Origin of the sequence: Aquibacillus kalidii, from assembly GCF_014280935.1 — a bacterium.
Taxonomy (GTDB): Bacteria; Bacillota; Bacilli; order Bacillales; family Amphibacillaceae; genus Aquibacillus_D; species Aquibacillus_D kalidii.
Genome location: NZ_JACLZI010000062.1, coordinates 1 through 17,161 on the forward strand (window position 1 = coordinate 1; position 17,161 = coordinate 17,161).

22 protein-coding genes are annotated in these 17,161 nt (G+C 35.4%); 14 read left to right on the forward strand and 8 right to left on the reverse strand.

Annotated elements, in window-relative coordinates:
- Positions 1 to 17 precede the first annotated feature (17 nt).
- On the reverse strand, positions 18 to 341 hold the full coding sequence (locus tag H7K77_RS18725) for a MazG nucleotide pyrophosphohydrolase domain-containing protein (protein ID WP_186579713.1): 324 nt from the start codon (positions 339 to 341) through the stop codon (positions 18 to 20).
- Positions 342 to 441: 100 nt separating this feature from the next.
- Here H7K77_RS18725 and H7K77_RS18730 point away from each other — a divergent pair, with 100 nt between their 5' ends.
- Entirely contained in the window at positions 442 to 1,011 is a 570-nt protein-coding gene (locus tag H7K77_RS18730; protein ID WP_186579711.1) for an LOG family protein, read from the forward strand.
- Positions 1,012 to 1,119: 108 nt separating this feature from the next.
- Positions 1,120 to 1,359 (forward strand): hypothetical protein, encoded by a 240-nt coding sequence (locus H7K77_RS18735; RefSeq protein ID WP_186580171.1) that lies wholly within the window; start codon positions 1,120 to 1,122, stop codon positions 1,357 to 1,359.
- Positions 1,360 to 1,505: 146 nt separating this feature from the next.
- On the opposite strand, the gene H7K77_RS18740 is transcribed toward H7K77_RS18735, so the two are convergent.
- Complete coding sequence (locus H7K77_RS18740; RefSeq protein ID WP_186580173.1) at positions 1,506 to 2,795, reverse strand: glycoside hydrolase family 18 protein; 1,290 nt, start codon at positions 2,793 to 2,795, stop codon at positions 1,506 to 1,508.
- 736 nt (positions 2,796 to 3,531) lie between these two features.
- Between H7K77_RS18740 and H7K77_RS18745 the strand changes: the two genes are divergently transcribed.
- Both H7K77_RS18745 and H7K77_RS18750 read left to right on the forward strand, forming a co-directional pair.
- Positions 3,532 to 3,804 (forward strand): hypothetical protein, encoded by a 273-nt coding sequence (locus tag H7K77_RS18745; RefSeq protein ID WP_222599453.1) that lies wholly within the window; start codon positions 3,532 to 3,534, stop codon positions 3,802 to 3,804.
- A 41-nt stretch (positions 3,805 to 3,845) separates the two neighbouring features.
- Positions 3,846 to 4,070, forward strand: a complete 225-nt coding sequence (locus tag H7K77_RS18750; protein ID WP_186580176.1) for a hypothetical protein — start codon at positions 3,846 to 3,848, stop codon at positions 4,068 to 4,070.
- Between the two features lie 157 nt (positions 4,071 to 4,227).
- On the opposite strand, the gene H7K77_RS18755 is transcribed toward H7K77_RS18750, so the two are convergent.
- Positions 4,228 to 4,845, reverse strand: coding sequence for a hypothetical protein (locus H7K77_RS18755; protein WP_186580178.1), 618 nt, complete (start codon positions 4,843 to 4,845; stop codon positions 4,228 to 4,230).
- 523 nt (positions 4,846 to 5,368) lie between these two features.
- On the opposite strand from H7K77_RS18755, the gene H7K77_RS18760 reads away from it, so the two are divergent.
- The 3 genes from H7K77_RS18760 to H7K77_RS18770 all read left to right on the forward strand — a co-directional run bounded on the left by H7K77_RS18760 (position 5,369) and on the right by H7K77_RS18770 (position 6,417).
- Positions 5,369 to 5,635, forward strand: a complete 267-nt coding sequence (locus H7K77_RS18760) for a histidine kinase (protein WP_186580180.1) — start codon at positions 5,369 to 5,371, stop codon at positions 5,633 to 5,635.
- Positions 5,636 to 5,791: 156 nt separating this feature from the next.
- Positions 5,792 to 6,037, forward strand: a complete 246-nt coding sequence (locus H7K77_RS18765; protein WP_186580182.1) for a hypothetical protein — start codon at positions 5,792 to 5,794, stop codon at positions 6,035 to 6,037.
- On the forward strand, positions 6,037 to 6,417 hold the full coding sequence (locus H7K77_RS18770; RefSeq protein ID WP_186580184.1) for a retropepsin-like aspartic protease: 381 nt from the start codon (positions 6,037 to 6,039) through the stop codon (positions 6,415 to 6,417). Before H7K77_RS18765 ends, H7K77_RS18770 begins: the two co-directional genes overlap by 1 nt.
- Before the next feature lie 410 nt (positions 6,418 to 6,827).
- On the opposite strand, the gene H7K77_RS18775 is transcribed toward H7K77_RS18770, so the two are convergent.
- Positions 6,828 to 7,718 (reverse strand): SDR family NAD(P)-dependent oxidoreductase, encoded by an 891-nt coding sequence (locus H7K77_RS18775; RefSeq protein ID WP_222599454.1) that lies wholly within the window; start codon positions 7,716 to 7,718, stop codon positions 6,828 to 6,830.
- Between the two features lie 83 nt (positions 7,719 to 7,801).
- Positions 7,802 to 8,014, reverse strand: a complete 213-nt coding sequence (locus H7K77_RS18780; protein ID WP_186580188.1) for a hypothetical protein — start codon at positions 8,012 to 8,014, stop codon at positions 7,802 to 7,804.
- Positions 8,015 to 8,495: 481 nt separating this feature from the next.
- On the opposite strand from H7K77_RS18780, the gene H7K77_RS18785 reads away from it, so the two are divergent.
- Genes H7K77_RS18785 through H7K77_RS18800 form a run of 4 tightly spaced genes read left to right on the forward strand, consistent with a single transcriptional unit; the run spans position 8,496 to position 11,362 of the window.
- Entirely contained in the window at positions 8,496 to 9,722 is a 1,227-nt protein-coding gene (locus tag H7K77_RS18785; protein WP_186580190.1) for a hypothetical protein, read from the forward strand.
- An 11-nt stretch (positions 9,723 to 9,733) separates the two neighbouring features.
- The gene (locus tag H7K77_RS18790; RefSeq protein WP_186580192.1) at positions 9,734 to 10,474 is read left to right on the forward strand and encodes a hypothetical protein; all 741 of its coding nucleotides are present in this window, start codon (positions 9,734 to 9,736) and stop codon (positions 10,472 to 10,474) included.
- A gap of 2 nt (positions 10,475 to 10,476) precedes the next feature.
- Positions 10,477 to 10,935: a DUF5085 family protein gene (locus H7K77_RS18795; RefSeq protein WP_186580194.1), complete on the forward strand. Its 459-nt coding sequence runs from the start codon at positions 10,477 to 10,479 to the stop codon at positions 10,933 to 10,935.
- Positions 10,928 to 11,362, forward strand: coding sequence for a DUF5085 family protein (locus H7K77_RS18800; protein ID WP_186580196.1), 435 nt, complete (start codon positions 10,928 to 10,930; stop codon positions 11,360 to 11,362). The genes H7K77_RS18795 and H7K77_RS18800 overlap by 8 nt, the downstream gene beginning before the upstream one ends.
- A 307-nt stretch (positions 11,363 to 11,669) precedes the next feature.
- On the opposite strand, the gene H7K77_RS18805 is transcribed toward H7K77_RS18800, so the two are convergent.
- Together H7K77_RS18805 and H7K77_RS21845 are read right to left on the reverse strand one after the other, a co-directional pair.
- Complete coding sequence (locus tag H7K77_RS18805) at positions 11,670 to 12,179, reverse strand: GNAT family N-acetyltransferase (protein WP_186580198.1); 510 nt, start codon at positions 12,177 to 12,179, stop codon at positions 11,670 to 11,672.
- Between the two features lie 263 nt (positions 12,180 to 12,442).
- The gene (locus H7K77_RS21845) at positions 12,443 to 13,435 is read right to left on the reverse strand and encodes a hypothetical protein (RefSeq protein WP_186580200.1); all 993 of its coding nucleotides are present in this window, start codon (positions 13,433 to 13,435) and stop codon (positions 12,443 to 12,445) included.
- A gap of 186 nt (positions 13,436 to 13,621) precedes the next feature.
- Here H7K77_RS21845 and H7K77_RS18815 point away from each other — a divergent pair, with 186 nt between their 5' ends.
- From H7K77_RS18815 to H7K77_RS18825, 3 genes are all read left to right on the forward strand, one after another.
- The gene (locus H7K77_RS18815) at positions 13,622 to 13,885 is read left to right on the forward strand and encodes a DUF3986 family protein (protein ID WP_186580202.1); all 264 of its coding nucleotides are present in this window, start codon (positions 13,622 to 13,624) and stop codon (positions 13,883 to 13,885) included.
- A 75-nt stretch (positions 13,886 to 13,960) separates the two neighbouring features.
- The gene (locus H7K77_RS18820) at positions 13,961 to 14,437 is read left to right on the forward strand and encodes a hypothetical protein (RefSeq protein WP_186580205.1); all 477 of its coding nucleotides are present in this window, start codon (positions 13,961 to 13,963) and stop codon (positions 14,435 to 14,437) included.
- 72 nt (positions 14,438 to 14,509) lie between these two features.
- Complete coding sequence (locus tag H7K77_RS18825; protein WP_186580207.1) at positions 14,510 to 15,232, forward strand: YqjF family protein; 723 nt, start codon at positions 14,510 to 14,512, stop codon at positions 15,230 to 15,232.
- 34 nt (positions 15,233 to 15,266) lie between these two features.
- On the opposite strand, the gene nagZ is transcribed toward H7K77_RS18825, so the two are convergent.
- Positions 15,267 to 16,955: a beta-N-acetylhexosaminidase gene (nagZ, locus tag H7K77_RS18830; protein WP_186580209.1), complete on the reverse strand. Its 1,689-nt coding sequence runs from the start codon at positions 16,953 to 16,955 to the stop codon at positions 15,267 to 15,269.
- Positions 16,956 to 17,161: the final 206 nt, after the last annotated feature.

Sequence of the window (17,161 nt, forward strand, 5' to 3'; positions counted from 1 at the left end):
AAACAACCTCTAAAAATTTAATTTGATGGTGTATATCGCTTATCTAGTTTGTCACGATGAGACTGAAAAATATCTTCGAGAGAAATATCATAGTTGTTGGCAATCACAATAAGGTTTCCTAGAACATCCCCAAGTTCTTCTGTTAATTCTTGTTTTTGTTGTTCTAATGTTCCCGTACTTTCATCTGGTCTGTCTCTACCAATTTCAAGCTCTCTTATAGCTCTTGCAACTTCCCCTGTTTCCTCAGCTAAAAAACCAATTCGAATAAAAATGTCTAATTCAGACCATCCTCGTTGTTCATAATACGCTTTAACCCATTCCTGAAACTCAATAACATTCAAGATTTCCCCCTCCTTTAATAGTCCCCTTTTAGCCTATCAGAAAAAACTATATAATGAGAAGGAAAATCAATATATTTATAGTTTATCGGAGGTTATTAATTTGGAATGTATAGCGGTTTTTTGTGGTTCAAGTAATGGAGCGTCTGATATTTATAAAGAAGGTGCCATTCAATTAGGAAAAGAATTAGTCAGGCGTAATATTACATTAGTGTATGGTGGTGCAAGTGTGGGAACTATGGGGGCGGTAGCTGATACTGTCTTAGAAGAAGGTGGGAATGTCATAGGTGTTATACCAAGACTTCTTGAAGAGCGTGAAATATCTCATCAAAATTTAACTGAATTATATACCGTAGATACCATGCACGAAAGAAAAGCGAAAATGGCAGAATTAGCGGATGGATTTATTGCATTACCCGGCGGTCCGGGAACTTTAGAAGAGTTTTTTGAAATATATACATGGGCGCAAATTGGATTACACCAAAAACCTTTTGGGCTTCTTAATATTAATGGATACTACAATCCTCTTGTTGACCTACTTGACCATATGGTAGAGCAACAATTTTTGCAGGAGAAATATCGCTCATTAGCTTTATTAAATTCAAATCCTAAAGACTTAATTGATAAATTTAATACATATGAACCACCAACAATAAAAACCTACAACAAATAAACAGTTAAGATAACAATTAGGTCATCTGTGAACAATGAACTTAAAGTAAAGGGTAGCGTATCATCAACAAACAGGAGATATTAGGGATAAAATGTAGGGAGTAAAATCATGAAAAAGTATTATTTCGCAGTGACATATGATGTTTGTGAACACAATAATATTTATATAGATATGAACGAATATCATCTAGATTCATCTGAGGAACTAGACACTCAAGTAATGGAATTAGCAAAGGTTGACGTTGCCCCCGTGGTTAAGGTTTATGAATCAGATACAAATGATTTTAATGATGTTAGACTATACAAAGAATATAAATTTAAGGAATACGACTGTGGCTGTCAAGGGTAGTCCTTTTTATACTAAACAAGTAGAAACCCTCACTATATTAGACTTATTCTAAATCGTAAACTAGCCAGTCCTTTTATGTAAACAGATTAGCTATGGAAATCAAAGAAAGGCTAGGAATCACAACATCCTAGCTCTCCCCTTCTAACTCACCGCTTAACCACATCAAAGTTCTCCCCAACTAACAACCAATTTTGAGGAAAAGCGAGACCGAGCTTCCAGTAGCTTACACCGCGCAGACCCAATCGTTTTACAAGGTCAAATTTTGCTTGGATTGATCGGGCATCTTCAAACCATACCTTGTGTGATTTTCCCTGTTCATCAACATAATCAAAGTGTGGTGCCTGTGCCTGATTGTCATATTGAATGGCAACACCATATTGCCTAGCAAGCTCGATGGCTCGCTGCGGACTTACGGCACGTGCATACGCACCTCCTGCTACATACGGTAATGTCCAGTCATAGCCATATAAGTTTTGCCCCATCATAATTTTAGAGGCTGGCATTTCGGTTAAGGCATACTGTAAAACTTTTTCCACTGGTCCTATTGGTGACACTGGCATTGGTGGACCACCAGAGTATCCCCACTCGTAAGTCATGAGCACAACGAAATCAACAATTTCCCCATGTGCCCGGTAATCATGCGCCTCATACCACTGCCCAGGCTGATCTGCTCTTGTCTTTGGAGCCAATGCACTAGAGATTAACAAGCCTTCTTTCCGCAACCTTGCTGCAGCTCTTCTTAGAAAATTATTGTAAGCCTCTCGTTGGTCTCCTGGTAAAAATTCAAAATCAAAATGCACATCGGTATACCTTCCAACACGCCGTACTTCAGCTAAGATGTTATCTAACAACAAATCTTGAACAGCTCTGCTCTGTAAAATATCTCTGCCAAGCTCTCCACTAAATTGACCGCCTTCTAGATTCGTGACAACCATCATTAAAGAAGCTCCCGTTTCGGCCGCAACTTCTGGGATCCCCTGTAAAGGCATTGGCTCTAGACTACCATCTCTTCTTGCCTCATAACTAAAAGGTGCAAGATAAGTCAAATAAGGACCACTTGCTCTAGCATCATTAATTAACGTTGGGTTCACCGTGGCTCCCCTCGGCTCGATATAGGCATTTATTTCCGCTCTTCTTTTCGGGATAGGTGGGATGAATAAGCGAAGGCCTATCGGTAATGGTGTTTCAGGGTTGATTCGATTCATTTGAGCAATGGTCGTATAAGGGATACCAAACCGTTGACCGATTGCCCACCATGTATCTCCAGGCTTCACCCAATAAAAGCTCCCCCAAATCGGAATGACTAAAGCCTGCCCAACCACTAGCTGATTCGCATCAGCTATTTGGTTCGCTTGCACTATATTTGGAATCTTCGTATGGTAAGTTTGCGCAATTCTCCAAAGATTCTCCCCACTTTGAACAACATGAATCTGCATGAAAATCCTCCCTTCTATTTATAAGCCTATGAGAGAGGGCAAGTACACTTAACCAGAAATAAAGCAGGACCGTTTACTACTGGCCCAATTCAAAAAAATGGTTTTAAATTTACCTTTTGCAATCTAATGAAGCAGCTTGATTACCCTTTGTTCAGGCATTCGAATAAGGGAAGCTTTTCATGTCGAGAAGTGAAATTATGGAGTTGTTAGCTCCTTGAGAGTTTTCAAGTAGTTTTTTATCGATGATGAGATTCAGTAATCAAACAAGCTTCAAACTTAATTATCTTCAAACCTCTTTTAATTGTATAATATTAACAAAATTTATATATACAGGAAAATGAAATCATAGTATATTAATTTTGTAGTTTACTATTTTATAGAAGAAATTGATAGAGTAAAAAAGAAAACAGTAAGAAGTTTCGTTGCATTGGCTTTTGTTTTTATTTTTAGTTTCATTGGAATATCATCTGTTCTGCTTCAGAAGAAATTAAACTGGATATAATGCAGAATATAACATAGTAACTACTCTTACTGGACCAAAAGATAAACAATACTGTACTAAATTAGTATGGCAATCTTATTATTATGGGGCTAAAATAAATCTAGGTGATAGATCACTTACCAAAATTACTGTTCCTCCAAGTTGGTTGAAGGATACAGAATATTTAACTTTCAGAAAATCAGGATTATAACTATTTAATAATAAGTAGGTGAACTAGTGACAAACTTTATTGTCGTGATAATTACAACGTTAGGTATCCTCTTTGTTGTCAAAGGGATTACTTTTATCGAAAAAAATAAGAGAGAAGGTATTCTAACAAATCTAATGTATTTAGTTTTTGGCGCCCTACTTGTAACTTGTGTTGCGCTCGCCACGTACAATACATGGTTAATGTTTGATGCTCCTAAAGACTGGAATGCGGCGTTCATCTTAGGTGGATCTCTTATAGTGAATATCTCTATAATCTTTAGTTTTTACTATTATTCTGGGAAAACAAGTAAAGCTTAGAATTTAAAGTCTCACTTTTATTCCTAACCGATGTGGTTGATGTGGAAAGAGTATACGATCTTGATGACAAGAGTTATTTCAATATCCTACTTGATGATTCTATTAGGAAATGGGTATGTCGTCTAGGTTTGGATAACACCAAGAAATATATACAATTCAATGACAAAGACCGAACTACTTATAACATTGAGAAGGTATCTGATTTGATGAAATATAAAGGTAAGATGATTGAAGTAGCTGAGAGTTTTGATTTAGTTGCTAACTAAATTCTTCTAATAATAAAAGCAAGCTCTGTATTCTTAAAGAGCTTGCTTTTTCTATTATATCGAGATTAAAAGTGAGAAGTTCTATTAAATTAACTGATCTGTTATTACCCTTCTCATCTTATTCGCAATATATTTATTTTTATCCATTTCTATTAAATTATTCATCCTCTATTTCTCCATATCGAGTCTTAATCGTATATTCATAAGACCCATCTTCCTTTAAACGATAAGGAATATCTTCAGATTGGAAGCCTTTAACTAAATAACTTTTCATTTGACTATGAGCTACATTTATTTGGTCTGACAAATGTTTCATATAATCATAGTCATAATTAGAAGTCATTCCAATTCTTTCTATCTCTCGAAGATAAATACCAATTTGCTCAGTAAACTCCACTAAACCTTCATGATGTTCCTTAAATCCTGATACAGGTTTTAAACTCTCTATTTCCTCACCAAGTCTATTATTCTCTGTTAGCATATTTTGAACCCATTCCAAATTTACATTAGGTAAATCTTGAGTCAACGGATTTACGTAGAGTGTTATAAAATTACTATATTCCTTAGTGTTATCAAGATAACTTTTCATTTTTTGATGGTGATATATCTGGTATTCATTATAAATTCTCTGAGGTAATTGAAACAGGATACTGGCTAGGATTAGAATAATTAAACCAGTTCCAAATCCTAGCCTTTTTTTATTCCGGTATTTTTTATAATTCCCTTGTTCCTTCTGAAATTCTCTAAAGTTTCTTTGTGTTTGCGTTAGGCCCATCTTCTTATCCCTCTTTATTTCTTAGTAGTTATAATTACTTACTAACTATTCGACAATAAGCCTCTAATTCCTGTACAATTTTACCAATTCAGATAAAAAAAGGGACAAAAAAATGGATGCAGTCTATAAGTAACGGGTTCAGTTCTAGGAGAGAAAACTGTAAATAAAGTATCAAATAGGAGTACAAATCGCATAGCGTTTTGTACTCCTATTTCTATTGATATAACAACATTAATTGAATTTTAACACCTAAATTCACATAGTAAATAGCAAGCCTTTTAACAAAGGTACATAATTTTATGTCCATCTTAGAATTAAGGTGCTAAATCGTGTGTTAATCACTATGTTATTTTGTGCGTGATATGTGGAGCTATATGTGCTTTGTTCTATCTTTTCGGAAGGTTTTCTGGGATTTTATGTTAAAATATAGACAAAGAAACTGGATAGTCTTGTTCAACTAACGGGCAGTAGAGTTTAATAATATTAAAGGGTATTTCAAATACAAGAAGGGGGTTATTAGAATATGGGAAAATTAAAATTTTCCTTCTATTTAAGTTCTGTATTATTGATTGTTATTCCGATATCCATTGTGCTAATGACTGATGTTCCATTCCATTCAAGTTTTAGTCATATAGTAATAGGTATAGCATTTATAATATTTACACTTGGCAAGTCGATAACCATATTTGAAAAAAGAAAAGAAGCCAAAAGTTTTGCAAAAGATGTAGGAGCAATAATAGGACTATCTATTGGATTCATTGCCTTTTTGCTATCTAATTTAACAATCTGATTATACAAGAGGTTAAAGTTTCAGGAGATATTGCCAACTTCTTGTTAAGCTAAAGGGTAGCGAATGTTTAACAGTTGATAATAAAATAAGTCATGGAAACTGTATGAAAACAATCTCTACATCCAGTATAATTAAAGAAAAAGGAGGAATACGCATATGAAGTGGCAAGAAGTCAGAGAGTTATTCCCAAATCAATTTCTTCTAGTATCAATTTTGGATTATCATGAAGAAGGCGATAAAAAGGTTGTTGATGAAGTAGCACCAATACGTCCAATAGCAGACGAAGATGCTAATAAAGAGTTTTTTAAAGCCGAAGAAGGTACTGTTGTGTACCATACTTCAAATAAAGAGTTTGTTATTCATATTCGCAGAGATCCCCTAATGAAAGTGAGACGAATTTAATGAAACTTTCATATGATGGACAACTTATTACAACATCTTTGATTGTTACTTATAGAGGGGAATCTATTAGAATTGATGATGTCATCGTTGATACTGGCTCGTCACATACTGTTATTTCACCTGATATATTAGAAATAATCGGAGTCACTTACGAGAATGGTGATGAAATCTACGAGGCATATGGAATTGGTGGCAGCGTACCATTTTATACAAAAGTAATGGATGAAATCAAAATTGATACTTTTTCTGTGCAAGACTTTGAGTTAGACGTTGGTATGTTGCCTAAAGGACATAATGGCTTGCTCGGCTTAGATGTACTAAAGGAATATAGGTTTATTGTGGATATGGATAAGTTAGAGTTATATCCTTCAACTTTGTAACCGAAATTATTATTTGTTTTAAGGATTTCTTTTGGAAAATTAAATAGTTAAAATCATTCTTGTAATTATTGTGAATTTGTTCACTTAAAGTAAAGGGTGCTTTAGTTGAAGAAGAAAAATAAATAATACGATAAAAACGCTCAGAAAAAATTTCTGAGCGTTTTTGCTTGCTGTTTATACTGTTAATTATCGTTCGGAATGTTTGCTATTATTATGTTATATCTGTTGCTATTAGCAATTTTCCCTCCCGAAACTGAACCCGTTAGTCTATAAGCATCCTATTTTTTACCGAGATATTTAGTATCGGAACAAGCAAAAGGTAAAGCTAAGATGATAATACGAAGGTGATGTAGTTCTAGTTTTTTGTAGGGTAATCTCATCACCAATACCAGGCACCCAAAATCACCCAATCACCACTGCTCCACCTGAATAAGCTCGTTACTATATTCCCAAAGCCTATCTATCTCAACTTGGTTATAGGAATATTTGGAGGAAGAAATGATTTCATTATCCTCATTGAAATATTTCCCCGTGACATGTTGTAAATCAGGGCTCGCTGCCAGATAAACATATGTCTCTGCCATCTTTTCTGGAGTAATAGAGAACTTTCGCTTCACTTTATACAGCTTCCTCATCAAAGCAGGTACGTGTTCCAATCTTCCTTCATCCAACTGTACACTAGGAACGCGAATGGCATTTATCGTTATCCCTTTTGTCTTCAAAACCTCTGCCGCTTTATAGGTAAACATTAGCTGTGCTAGCTTTGATTGATAATAGGCCTTTGTAGGAGAATAACTTTGCTCGCCATTCAAATTATTAAAATCAATCCGCATCAAAGGATAAGCAAGTAAGCCTTTGGAGGCAATCGTAATCACCCTCGCCTTTCCTTTCTCTAGTAAATCCAATAATAGATTCGTTAGCAACACAGGGCCTAAATGGTTTGTAGCAAAAATTGTCTCTACCCGATCTTCTGTTAAACTCGCTTGTTTCATAGATAAATCGAAATTCGCTGCGTTATGAATTAACACGTTAATTTCGTTCCATTGCGCTATTATCTCATTCGCAAGGTTTTTAATGCTCGCTTGATAAGAAAGGTCTCCTTTGAAAAAGTAAACGTGATTGTTTTTCGTTTCCTTAGAGATTTCCTCCACAGCCTTTTTGCCACTTCCTTCATTCCGACTGACGATGATCACTTTCGCACCTAATTGCGCTAACTGAAACGCTGCCCTTTTACCAATGCCTGCGTTAGCGCCCGTTATCACACAGACCTTACCTTGCATATCCAAATATTTTTCCATCATAGATCCCTGGATTCATTACCAGGTTACACCTCCTACGTTTTCTTATTGCTGTCTCTCCACACTCTTAACTCTATTAGACGATGTTAGAGAAATGTTCGCTCTAGCTCCTTCTTCCATTCAAAGTAACGCGCATACCTTTTTTGGTACCAGCGATCTATGTAAATACCGCCCGCTATCCATGTTGCGCCTCCAAGAATGATGATGACGATTAATGATAGTTTATTATTCATCCATTTTTTGTGGAATAATCCAGGTCCATATAAGAAAAGCTGGAATTGCTCCGAACTTAGAAACACAAATAAACCATACTGTTGAAATCATCCAATTTGGTCTTTCTTGTCGCATTTCATTTTTCAATTGTTGTTTGACTTTTAATCTTTTATTCTACTTCCTAGATTTCTTCGACATTTTCATCAGCCTTCCTTCTAATATTCTAATTTTCATCCGATTCCTCTCTGAAGGCGGTAGAGTCAAAAGACGTGTATGATAATAAATAATACGTTTTAATTAGGTATTTTGAATTATATACTCCCGTCTTCTCCCTGAGATAGTAATGCATCTATATACTCATATCTTAGTATTCTTACTGAATATCTTTAAAAGGAAATTTAACTATGGTAAAATCTTGATGTTATTTGGTGAATTTAACCATATCCATCCACTTATTACAAAATAAACTCTTCTACACTAGTAAAATTCTTCTGTTCATCCATATATCTACTATTAAACAACTCTGGATTTATAATATTTTCACTATATTAAAAGGAGGGATTAGGATTGTCTCGGATTATGTTCAACAGTAATTACATAGCTGATATATCAACAGAATTAAAATATGTAAGTAATCGTTTATCAGGTATAAAAGGGGATTTCCATTCACAAAAGCAAGCCATAGATTGGAAAATACGTTCGCGTCATGGAATTAGTTATCGCTTAAATAGGATAGATGAATCACTTAGTGACGTTGACGTTCAAATTAAGAAACTAGTTAACTTTATACAACAATCCATCGTCTATTACAACAATTGTGAACAAAAGGTAAAATCAAACTCTGTTCAATTAGAATCTACCCTAAAAGAAATTCACAATATGGTATTAGATGGTTTTTCAGGGGATGAAAATCCAAGCATGTTTAAACAGTACATGACTGCAATTGAAGGTTCAGTCATAGGTACTACTGGTATCCTTGCAAAATCAGTTTTAGAAAGTTTGAATTATAAACTAATAGAAAAAAATGGTGTTACCTATTTAAAACTATCTAGTTCAATATCGAATTACAAAGAACTTAGAAAATTATTCCTGAAAAATATTGATGCTAGTAGTCCATGGAGAAAAGAAAGCATCCGCCGAATAATGGAATCATCCAAATATGGAGATGGAATCGTACTGTATAATGAAAATCAGCCAAAGAGCCCAATCCCAAATCAAGATAGAAAAATATTTTCCGAAACAAAAGTACAGGCGCTTAATGGTTATGTAAAGAGGCTACCGTATAATCCAGCCAGAAAAGTTCTAAGTGCTGCAGGTACTGGAGCTGCTGATAGTATAAAAGGAAATGTTATGTTTTGGGATGATTTCCGTGGATGGAAAGATGCCTCTAATTTCACGAAAATCGGTAAGTCTGCTGGCGCACTTGGTAACGTATTAATGATCGGTTCAAATTGGGCTAAGGCGCATGATGAAAATGGTAACTTCGATTCATCCAAATTCGTTGTAGATACTGCTGTTGATGTTGGATCTGCTGCAGCTGCAACTGCAGCTGGTGCAGCTGCAGGGTCGCTGTTTTTACCACCACTAGGTACTGTAATTGGTGCTGGCGCCGGTTTTGCCGTAAACATGGCCTTTAATGCCCCTCTTTTGGGAGATAAGAGTGTTGTCGATGTCACTAAGGACTTTGCAAATGAAATGGTTGATGAAGCAAGTAAGGCAATTGATGATGTAACAGACACAATCGGCAATGTAACTAGCAATATCGGTAAAAAACTAGATAAGGTTTTTTGGTAGGGGGACTAAGTATGAAAACATCGGTTAAAGATAGTATTAAAAACGTATATTTATTAGAAGAAGTTGCTTATGGACGCCTAAGCCCAAAAGGAATAATAAGCTTCTTTTGGGGAGCAACCATATTTAGCCTTTTTTTAACAATTATTTCTTTTAGGGCACTTAATGTGGAAAGCATCGAACCAATATGGAGTTTAGCTGCTAAAGTAAACATAATTGTACTTGGTATTCAGATCTTAATAACACTTTTATTTAGTAATCAAAGACTCTCCTATAAACTACAAAAATTGCAATTAATACTAGGAGTAGTAACTGCATTTAAATTTTCTATAGAGTTTTACCTGATATTTTTTTTACAGAGTGCTTACAAGAACGCACCTTCCTTTATATTCTTTGTAGGGGCGATCTCATTTATTGGTGGAATCCTTTTTCTACTTCTTTCTGTAATTAGAGGAGCTATCCGCTTGAAACAAGGGCATTTCAAAAAGGGTGGTAGCGGATTATATAACTTTAAAGAATCCAAACCTTATGTCAGCATCCCTATCATTTTTGCTTTTTCCATCATGGGGGGATTAATAGGAAAGGCCTCTGCCTCTTTTTCTGATATAGGTTTACTTGCTATTCTTTTAATTACTTCTATCTTTTTACAGTTTGCTGTCGCCATGGCTCTTCCTGAATTAATTCTATTAGCCTACTGTAAATTTAAATATAAATCTTTTAACAAAATTCCAAAGTACATTCAAGGGGCGAGTTAAAAATGAATGTAAAACGTGCTCCAGTTATTTTTCATAATGTGATAAGTACAACTGCTATATGTCATGTAAGTGAATGGCATTTGTTGGCGTCAGATTTGAGAAATGCTGTCATTAGTAATGGTTTATACGGAACAGGACCAATCCTTTACCAAATTAAGGACTTGAATAAAGAAAACCAGAAAGCAGAATATACTTTCTATCTACCTATCAATCAACCTATTGATATGCCAGAAAATGATAAATTCCGTTTCATAAAAAAGTTAGAATTTAAAGATGGGTTGGTATCTAGACATGCATATCTCGATGAACCACTAGATTTCACCTATGGCCTTCTAGGAGAAACAGCAAAATTAATGGATGTTAACTTACAGGAACCTTATTTTCATATTTACTTGGATGTCTACGGAGATGGAATCATTGATGTCTATGCACCGATAACACAGGGGGATTTAAATGATTAATCCGAACGAATCCATCCGATTTACAAATGTTGTTGCTAGAAAATACGAATTTCATTACAAAGATTTCGAGATCGCAATGAAGGATTTCACTGAACAGGTCGCTAGAAACCATACCATTAAAGGTCCATTTTTTTATTCAGTAAATAATGTACCCAAAGATGAAATCATGCTAACTGAGTTTTTTATGCCTATAAAAGAACATCAAGTTAATAATTTGGAGGCTGTGGAGTTTCATAGTTATTTTAGTGTCGAGGGTATGATCTCCATTCCATTACATAGCGATTTTGAAAATAACACAGAAACTGCTTACGCATTACTCTTGGATTATATGGAAAAAAACAATTATGAACAAGTTACTCCCTTCTTCCATATTATTTCTGGAGACCGCAACTTTCCATATGTTTTTATTAAAGTTGGTGCTCAGTAATTTCCGTAGTAAATATTAAATGCAACTTAGTCCCGTCAAAAACATGTAGGTACTTAGATTTACTAAATAATACAATTCTAATTATTAAAGAACAAAACCACTGTGCACTATTATGTCACTGTGGTTTTAGTTTATATATGCTTAGTTTACATCTATATGCATGAGTTCATCCCACCATAATTAATCTGAATCCTACCACTTTGGTAATTTGAAAAAACTGGTAGATAATCTATAGGTAGAACCCTAAAAGCCCAGGCCCAGGAATAAAAAAAGAGCTTCAACTTTTCAAAATAAACCACGACCTTCATCACACCAGATTATTAACCGCCACTTGAACAATTTGTTTTTCTCCATTTTTTTCAAATGTTTTATATGTGTGCATCCTTATCTTTTGTGCGACCTTTTGTGAAGGAATATTTTTAATTGTTGTATAGGAAAACACTTTAGGATATTTCAATGTATCGAACGCATATCGCCTACAGGCAGCTGCTGCTTCCGTTGCATAACCCTTGTTCCAATATTTCTTGATAATATGAAAGCCAATTTCCGGGACGTAATCCTTATCAATTAACTGCATCGTTATACCACAATCCCCAATGAACTTATTCCCATCTTTTAAAATAACCGCCCATAAGCCATGGCTATGCTTAGCATAATTATCAATGTTCCACTCAATCCACTTCTCTACCTCTTTAATGGTGAATGGCTTGGGATAATATTGCATAGATTCTTTATCACTAAGCACCTTCGACAAATTTTCCGTATCCTCTAAAACTAATTCTCTTAAATACACTCTCTCTGTTTCTATAACTTTCAAAAATTCCACCTTCTCCTTTTGGAAATGAAAACAATCATTTCTTATACATACGACTATTTTAAAAGAAAAGATTCAAAAGGAGCTGCCACATCGACAACTCCTTCTTCTACGAGGCTTTCAACAAAACAACCCCAAATGAGACGGCTTAATTACTAATTTGCCAACTATCCTTTTACCCCCAATGAATTAGTCTGCAGAATCTACTAGTTAGCAAGAATTTGCCTCTAACTAAAACCCCTCCAATTTCATGCACCTTAAAAACACTAGTCAGTAACCTGTAGCAGTTTTATATACTCAACAACTTCTTCATCGGCACCTGGGTCAATAGATACAAGCGTTGTATTTGTAACAATATCCTCCAAGTCTTTCCGAACCTCTTCTTTATCCATATCATCAGGAGGAGTAGCGCCACCATACCAACGTCTTGGAACATTATAAACATTGATGGTACCATCCCCATTGCCACTATACGTTACAATCCCATCGACTATACGAGAACCCGTTAGCTGGATAACATCCTCGGGATAGCTAACATCGATGTCATCCTCGGGATTAAGTGGTGTGCCAGCCGGAATATGTCGAACATACAAATCAGTGATATCCTGATTTGGCCCAAGCTGCATCCAAACTCTAGCGTATTCGATTTGTTGGCTAGAATACTGGGATAGTGTTGTTTTATCCCCCTTATCACTTGCACGAAGGTCACTGTTTTCATAGTCTTGTATTAACATTACAGAAAAGTCATCAATAGTTGATACCCAATTAACGGAATCGATATGATACTGCTTGTTTATCTCAGGTACATCCCCCATAATTTGCTCAGCCATATCAAACATAGCTTTGGTTCTTTCATCCTTATAAGGCGTACCATTTTTAAATACATCATTAACCTCTCGTGCAAATGCTTTGGTTTCAGGAAGTATGTTAACAATAAATTCTGTTCTTCCAGTTTCATCATTTTTCCAGATCTTTGTTTCATAATGTGTGTTATCGATCGAATAATTTTCATTCAAATATGTTTCTATGTCAAAATCTATGGAACTACTATCCGACTCATTCTGTGCTGTATCGCTTCCTTTTTCTGATTCATCACCAGTTATAGATGATGGTGATTCATTTTCAGAATCCTGATTTACTGTACTGGATGAATCAGTAGAATCCGTATCGGTATCTTTCTGTTTGGCTGTGGTATTAGAGCATCCACTAACTATTGCCAAAAATATTACAAGCACAATTATGTAAGAAACCTTTTTCATTTTTTTGCATCTCCTAGTCATTTATTCTGGATTAACCTGCATGCTTCCATAATTAACTAACTTAACATAAGTGTACCAGATTATAGAGCAGAAAGATGGATAATTATGTTAAAATGAGAGTGACTTTGTCGAAGAAATGATTTACACTTTCAAAATACAGTAATCTTTAGAGTAAGGAGTTCCGAAATGTTATATGACGATAGATACCATATGCACTTGGGCTATTATGAAAATGGTTTTGATTTAGAGGCTATTGCTTTTAAAAGACAAGCACAAGAAATTTGGGACATCTTCTTTGACTTCGAGCAATATGGTATGAAAAAAACTATTCAAGAATCTGAATTAAAAGGATTTGGCATCAAAATTTTTTCCATTGAGATGGAGGAGCTTGATTATCATTTCGGAGCCAAAACATTTGAACAGTGGTTAACTAATCAAAGAATTATATAGAAACTTATCTTTTAGAGCATTAGTTTGCAAAATGGCAGATTTCCACCAGAATAAATAATATAAAAGGGGTTTAGGATGAAATACTTTTCGGATGAATGTAGCGATATTGATGGACATTCAGAACAATTAAAACAAATGAAAAGCCGTTTTAGTGATGAAACAAATACGTTTTTAGCTACGAACTCTTTCCACGATGCCCACATAATGGATATAAACATAAAAAATCTGTTTAATCCTGATGTCGGAGGAGAAGAGGATGATCCAACACTTATCGAGGCCCATCTATTACATTGGAATGGAGATAAGTATGTTGTTAAGTGGCATGGTGTAAACAAATATTTAATGGATTATGATATCCACAGAAACACGTATGAAGATAGTGATAAAATAGCATTTGATGGGCAGCGAGGATTGGATGACTGGATTACCGATGAAATTACAGCCTACGACGAAGTGTATCTCACACATAAGATTATCCTTGCATCAGACACAAAAATAGAAATTCGATTTAAAAAAATAGATATAAAAAAGATAGGAGTAAAGCCTAGTTAACTATTGCTTAGGAGACATCGTTAATACAGTATGGGTTTAATTTATCTATCATCCATTTTGGAGGTTATTTTTATGAATTATAGTCATCGTCCTTGGCCCGTTCCAAGGAAACCTTGGGTTATGAAACAGACATGGGAGCATTTACTTTTTGCACATTGGAAGATTGATGTAGATGTAATAAGACCCTATATCCCAGACTCTTTAGATATCGATACATTTGATGGGCATGCCTGGATTGCTGTAGTCCCGTTTAACATGAGGAATATCCGTCTAAGATACCTCCCGGAAATACCATTTACTTCAAGCTTTCCTGAAATTAACGTTCGGACATACGTTTCAAAAAATGGAAAACCTGGAGTTTATTTTTTTAGCTTGGATGCTACTAATTTCTTAGCTGTACAAGTAGCAAAACGATTCTTCTATTTGCCATATCAGCACGCAACTATTTCAACCAGACAGGACGGAGAAACTATCCATTATCATTCAAATAGACCTAAAGAAGAAGGAAAATATGAATTTACAGCCTCCTATCAGCCAACATCAGACATTTTCTTTGCACAAAAAGGCACACTAGAACACTGGTTAACAGAAAGATATTGTTTATATACGACACACCATAACAAACTATTTATCTCAGAAATTGTTCACGATCCATGGCCATTACAACAGGCAGAAGCAAAAATAACCTGCAATACGATGGTCCCAATTAGTGAATTTCAATCAGAACAAAGCGAACCATTACTCCATTATTCCAAAAGTATAGACGTATTATTATGGGGAATAGAAAAGGTATAGTCGGAGCAAGGGGACGGTTCCCTTGCTTCCATTCTTAGCTCCTAAGATATTCCTCTTTCAGCTTAGTTATCCTATTAACACTTTCATTGATTCTCTCTTCACTTATTTCCCCGTCACGAACCGCTTCTTTAATACGTTCGATTACCTGAACAACTTTAGTATAATCATGCGCAACCAAGAGAATATCACTCCCAGCCTTAATGGACTGAACGGCAGCTTCACCAATATCGTAATGCTTCATAATTGCACCCATCGTCAAATCATCCGTTATCACAACACCATCAAAGCTTAAGTCGTTTCGAAGGATATCTGTGATCACCGCTTTAGACAAAGATGCAGGGTAATTCTGATCTAGCTTGGGATTGAGTATATGCGCAACCATAACAACATCCGCTCCACTTTGAATAGCATTCTTGAACGGCACCAATTCAAACTTTTCTAGCTCTTTTAAAGGCTTAACCACTTTCGGAAGCTCCATATGAGAATCTACCGAAGTATCTCCATGGCCTGGAAAATGCTTGATAACAGCTATGATGTTCTTTGATTGTATTCCATGCATCGTTTGAATTCCCATTTTACTAACAAGACTTGGATTATCCCCATAGGATCTGTCTCCTATCACTGGATTGTTCGGATTACTATTAATATCCAGAACTGGAGCAAAGTCAACATTAAACCCAGCAGACTTCAATTGCTCCCCAAGCTTAACACCAATATCATAAGCATAATCAGCATCTCCCCTTTTGCCTATAGATGCGCTAGAAGGGATTTTTTCTACACCTGGAACCCTACTAACCTCTCCCCCCTCCTGATCAACACTTATCAATAGGGGGTGCCGATTGGACCGATTGATTTCTTTAAAACGTTGGATAAATTTAGCTGACTGTTGATAGCTTAGTAGGTTTTCAGAATAAAAAATGACTCCGCCTATATGGTACTCAGTAATTAACTGTTTATTATTGGCTTGCATAGAAGTTCCCTCTACCCCTGCAATAATCATTTGCCCTATCTTTTCATCGAAACTCATTTCAGTCTGATCAATGGATGTCTGTTCACTGTCATCTAACTGCTGCGTGCTAACTATCGATATATGATCAACAGCAGGATTATCAGCTTCCTTTGTTGGCTTAGGCAAAATCCATTTCAACTCATAATTAGCGTTAACTAGATACGAAAGGATAACCTGGTCATGTATCTCGTCTTGGTAATACTTTATTTCCTCCGCTTCCCCAAGCATTTTTATGATGTCTTTGTAATGGATCTCCTTTAGATTAGAACCCCAGGACCTCAAATCCATCACTACATTATTCTTCACACCTATTGTCGCTACATGATTTGGATAATCCTCATAAGTAATCGTATCTAGTGGAGATTCCTGTTTCGGGTCACCCCACTCCCTTGTCACTTCACTTACCTTTGTTTTACCAGCAACAAATGGGGCTATTTCAATTTTCCCTTCTTTGGCTAAGGAAACAGTATGGTTTATGATTGTTTCTGCTGATTGATTGTTCTCCTTTTCACTAGAAGAAGAATCTTGTTCCGTCGTTTCAGAGGAAAAATTTTTCTCTACTTTTACAACATGATTTTCTGTATGATTCATTATCCTTTTATCATTAGCTATGAATAGTACTAACAAGCAACCTATTAAAACGAAAGATAGAATTACTATAACTAGTATTGATTTTATCTTGGACGACTTTTTTGTTCTTCTTTTTTCAATCAATTATTTACACCACCCTTGGTATGACTTCAATCGAAAATAAAAGATCTCTATATAAACCATATCACTAACCGGTTAGTTTGTATAACAACTCCTTGAGAATACAGCATTCTCATTTTTCATTTATATGTTTATGCCCATTAGCTATCTCTTACAACAATATGTTTCCTTTGGTTAACTGATTACAGCCACAAGAATGTACCATTTCT

What these genes read in the sequence shown, in the direction of transcription:
- H7K77_RS18770 (WP_186580184.1), top strand. Translation starts at nt 6,037, where the DNA reads ATGAAACTTTCATATGATGGACAACTTATTACAACATCTTTGATTGTT.
- H7K77_RS18765 (WP_186580182.1), top strand. Translation starts at nt 5,792, where the DNA reads ATGAAGTGGCAAGAAGTCAGAGAGTTATTCCCAAATCAATTTCTTCTA.
- H7K77_RS18825 (WP_186580207.1), top strand. Translation starts at nt 14,510, where the DNA reads ATGAATTATAGTCATCGTCCTTGGCCCGTTCCAAGGAAACCTTGGGTT.
- H7K77_RS18790 (WP_186580192.1), top strand. Translation starts at nt 9,734, where the DNA reads ATGAAAACATCGGTTAAAGATAGTATTAAAAACGTATATTTATTAGAA.
- H7K77_RS18760 (WP_186580180.1), top strand. Translation starts at nt 5,369, where the DNA reads ATGGGAAAATTAAAATTTTCCTTCTATTTAAGTTCTGTATTATTGATT.
- H7K77_RS18800 (WP_186580196.1), top strand. Translation starts at nt 10,928, where the DNA reads ATGATTAATCCGAACGAATCCATCCGATTTACAAATGTTGTTGCTAGA.
- H7K77_RS18740 (WP_186580173.1), bottom strand. Translation starts at nt 2,795, where the DNA reads ATGCAGATTCATGTTGTTCAAAGTGGGGAGAATCTTTGGAGAATTGCG.
- H7K77_RS21845 (WP_186580200.1), bottom strand. Translation starts at nt 13,435, where the DNA reads ATGAAAAAGGTTTCTTACATAATTGTGCTTGTAATATTTTTGGCAATA.
- H7K77_RS18755 (WP_186580178.1), bottom strand. Translation starts at nt 4,845, where the DNA reads ATGGGCCTAACGCAAACACAAAGAAACTTTAGAGAATTTCAGAAGGAA.
- H7K77_RS18795 (WP_186580194.1), top strand. Translation starts at nt 10,477, where the DNA reads ATGAATGTAAAACGTGCTCCAGTTATTTTTCATAATGTGATAAGTACA.
- H7K77_RS18815 (WP_186580202.1), top strand. Translation starts at nt 13,622, where the DNA reads ATGTTATATGACGATAGATACCATATGCACTTGGGCTATTATGAAAAT.
- H7K77_RS18820 (WP_186580205.1), top strand. Translation starts at nt 13,961, where the DNA reads ATGAAATACTTTTCGGATGAATGTAGCGATATTGATGGACATTCAGAA.
- H7K77_RS18735 (WP_186580171.1), top strand. Translation starts at nt 1,120, where the DNA reads ATGAAAAAGTATTATTTCGCAGTGACATATGATGTTTGTGAACACAAT.
- H7K77_RS18775 (WP_222599454.1), bottom strand. Translation starts at nt 7,718, where the DNA reads ATGATGGAAAAATATTTGGATATGCAAGGTAAGGTCTGTGTGATAACG.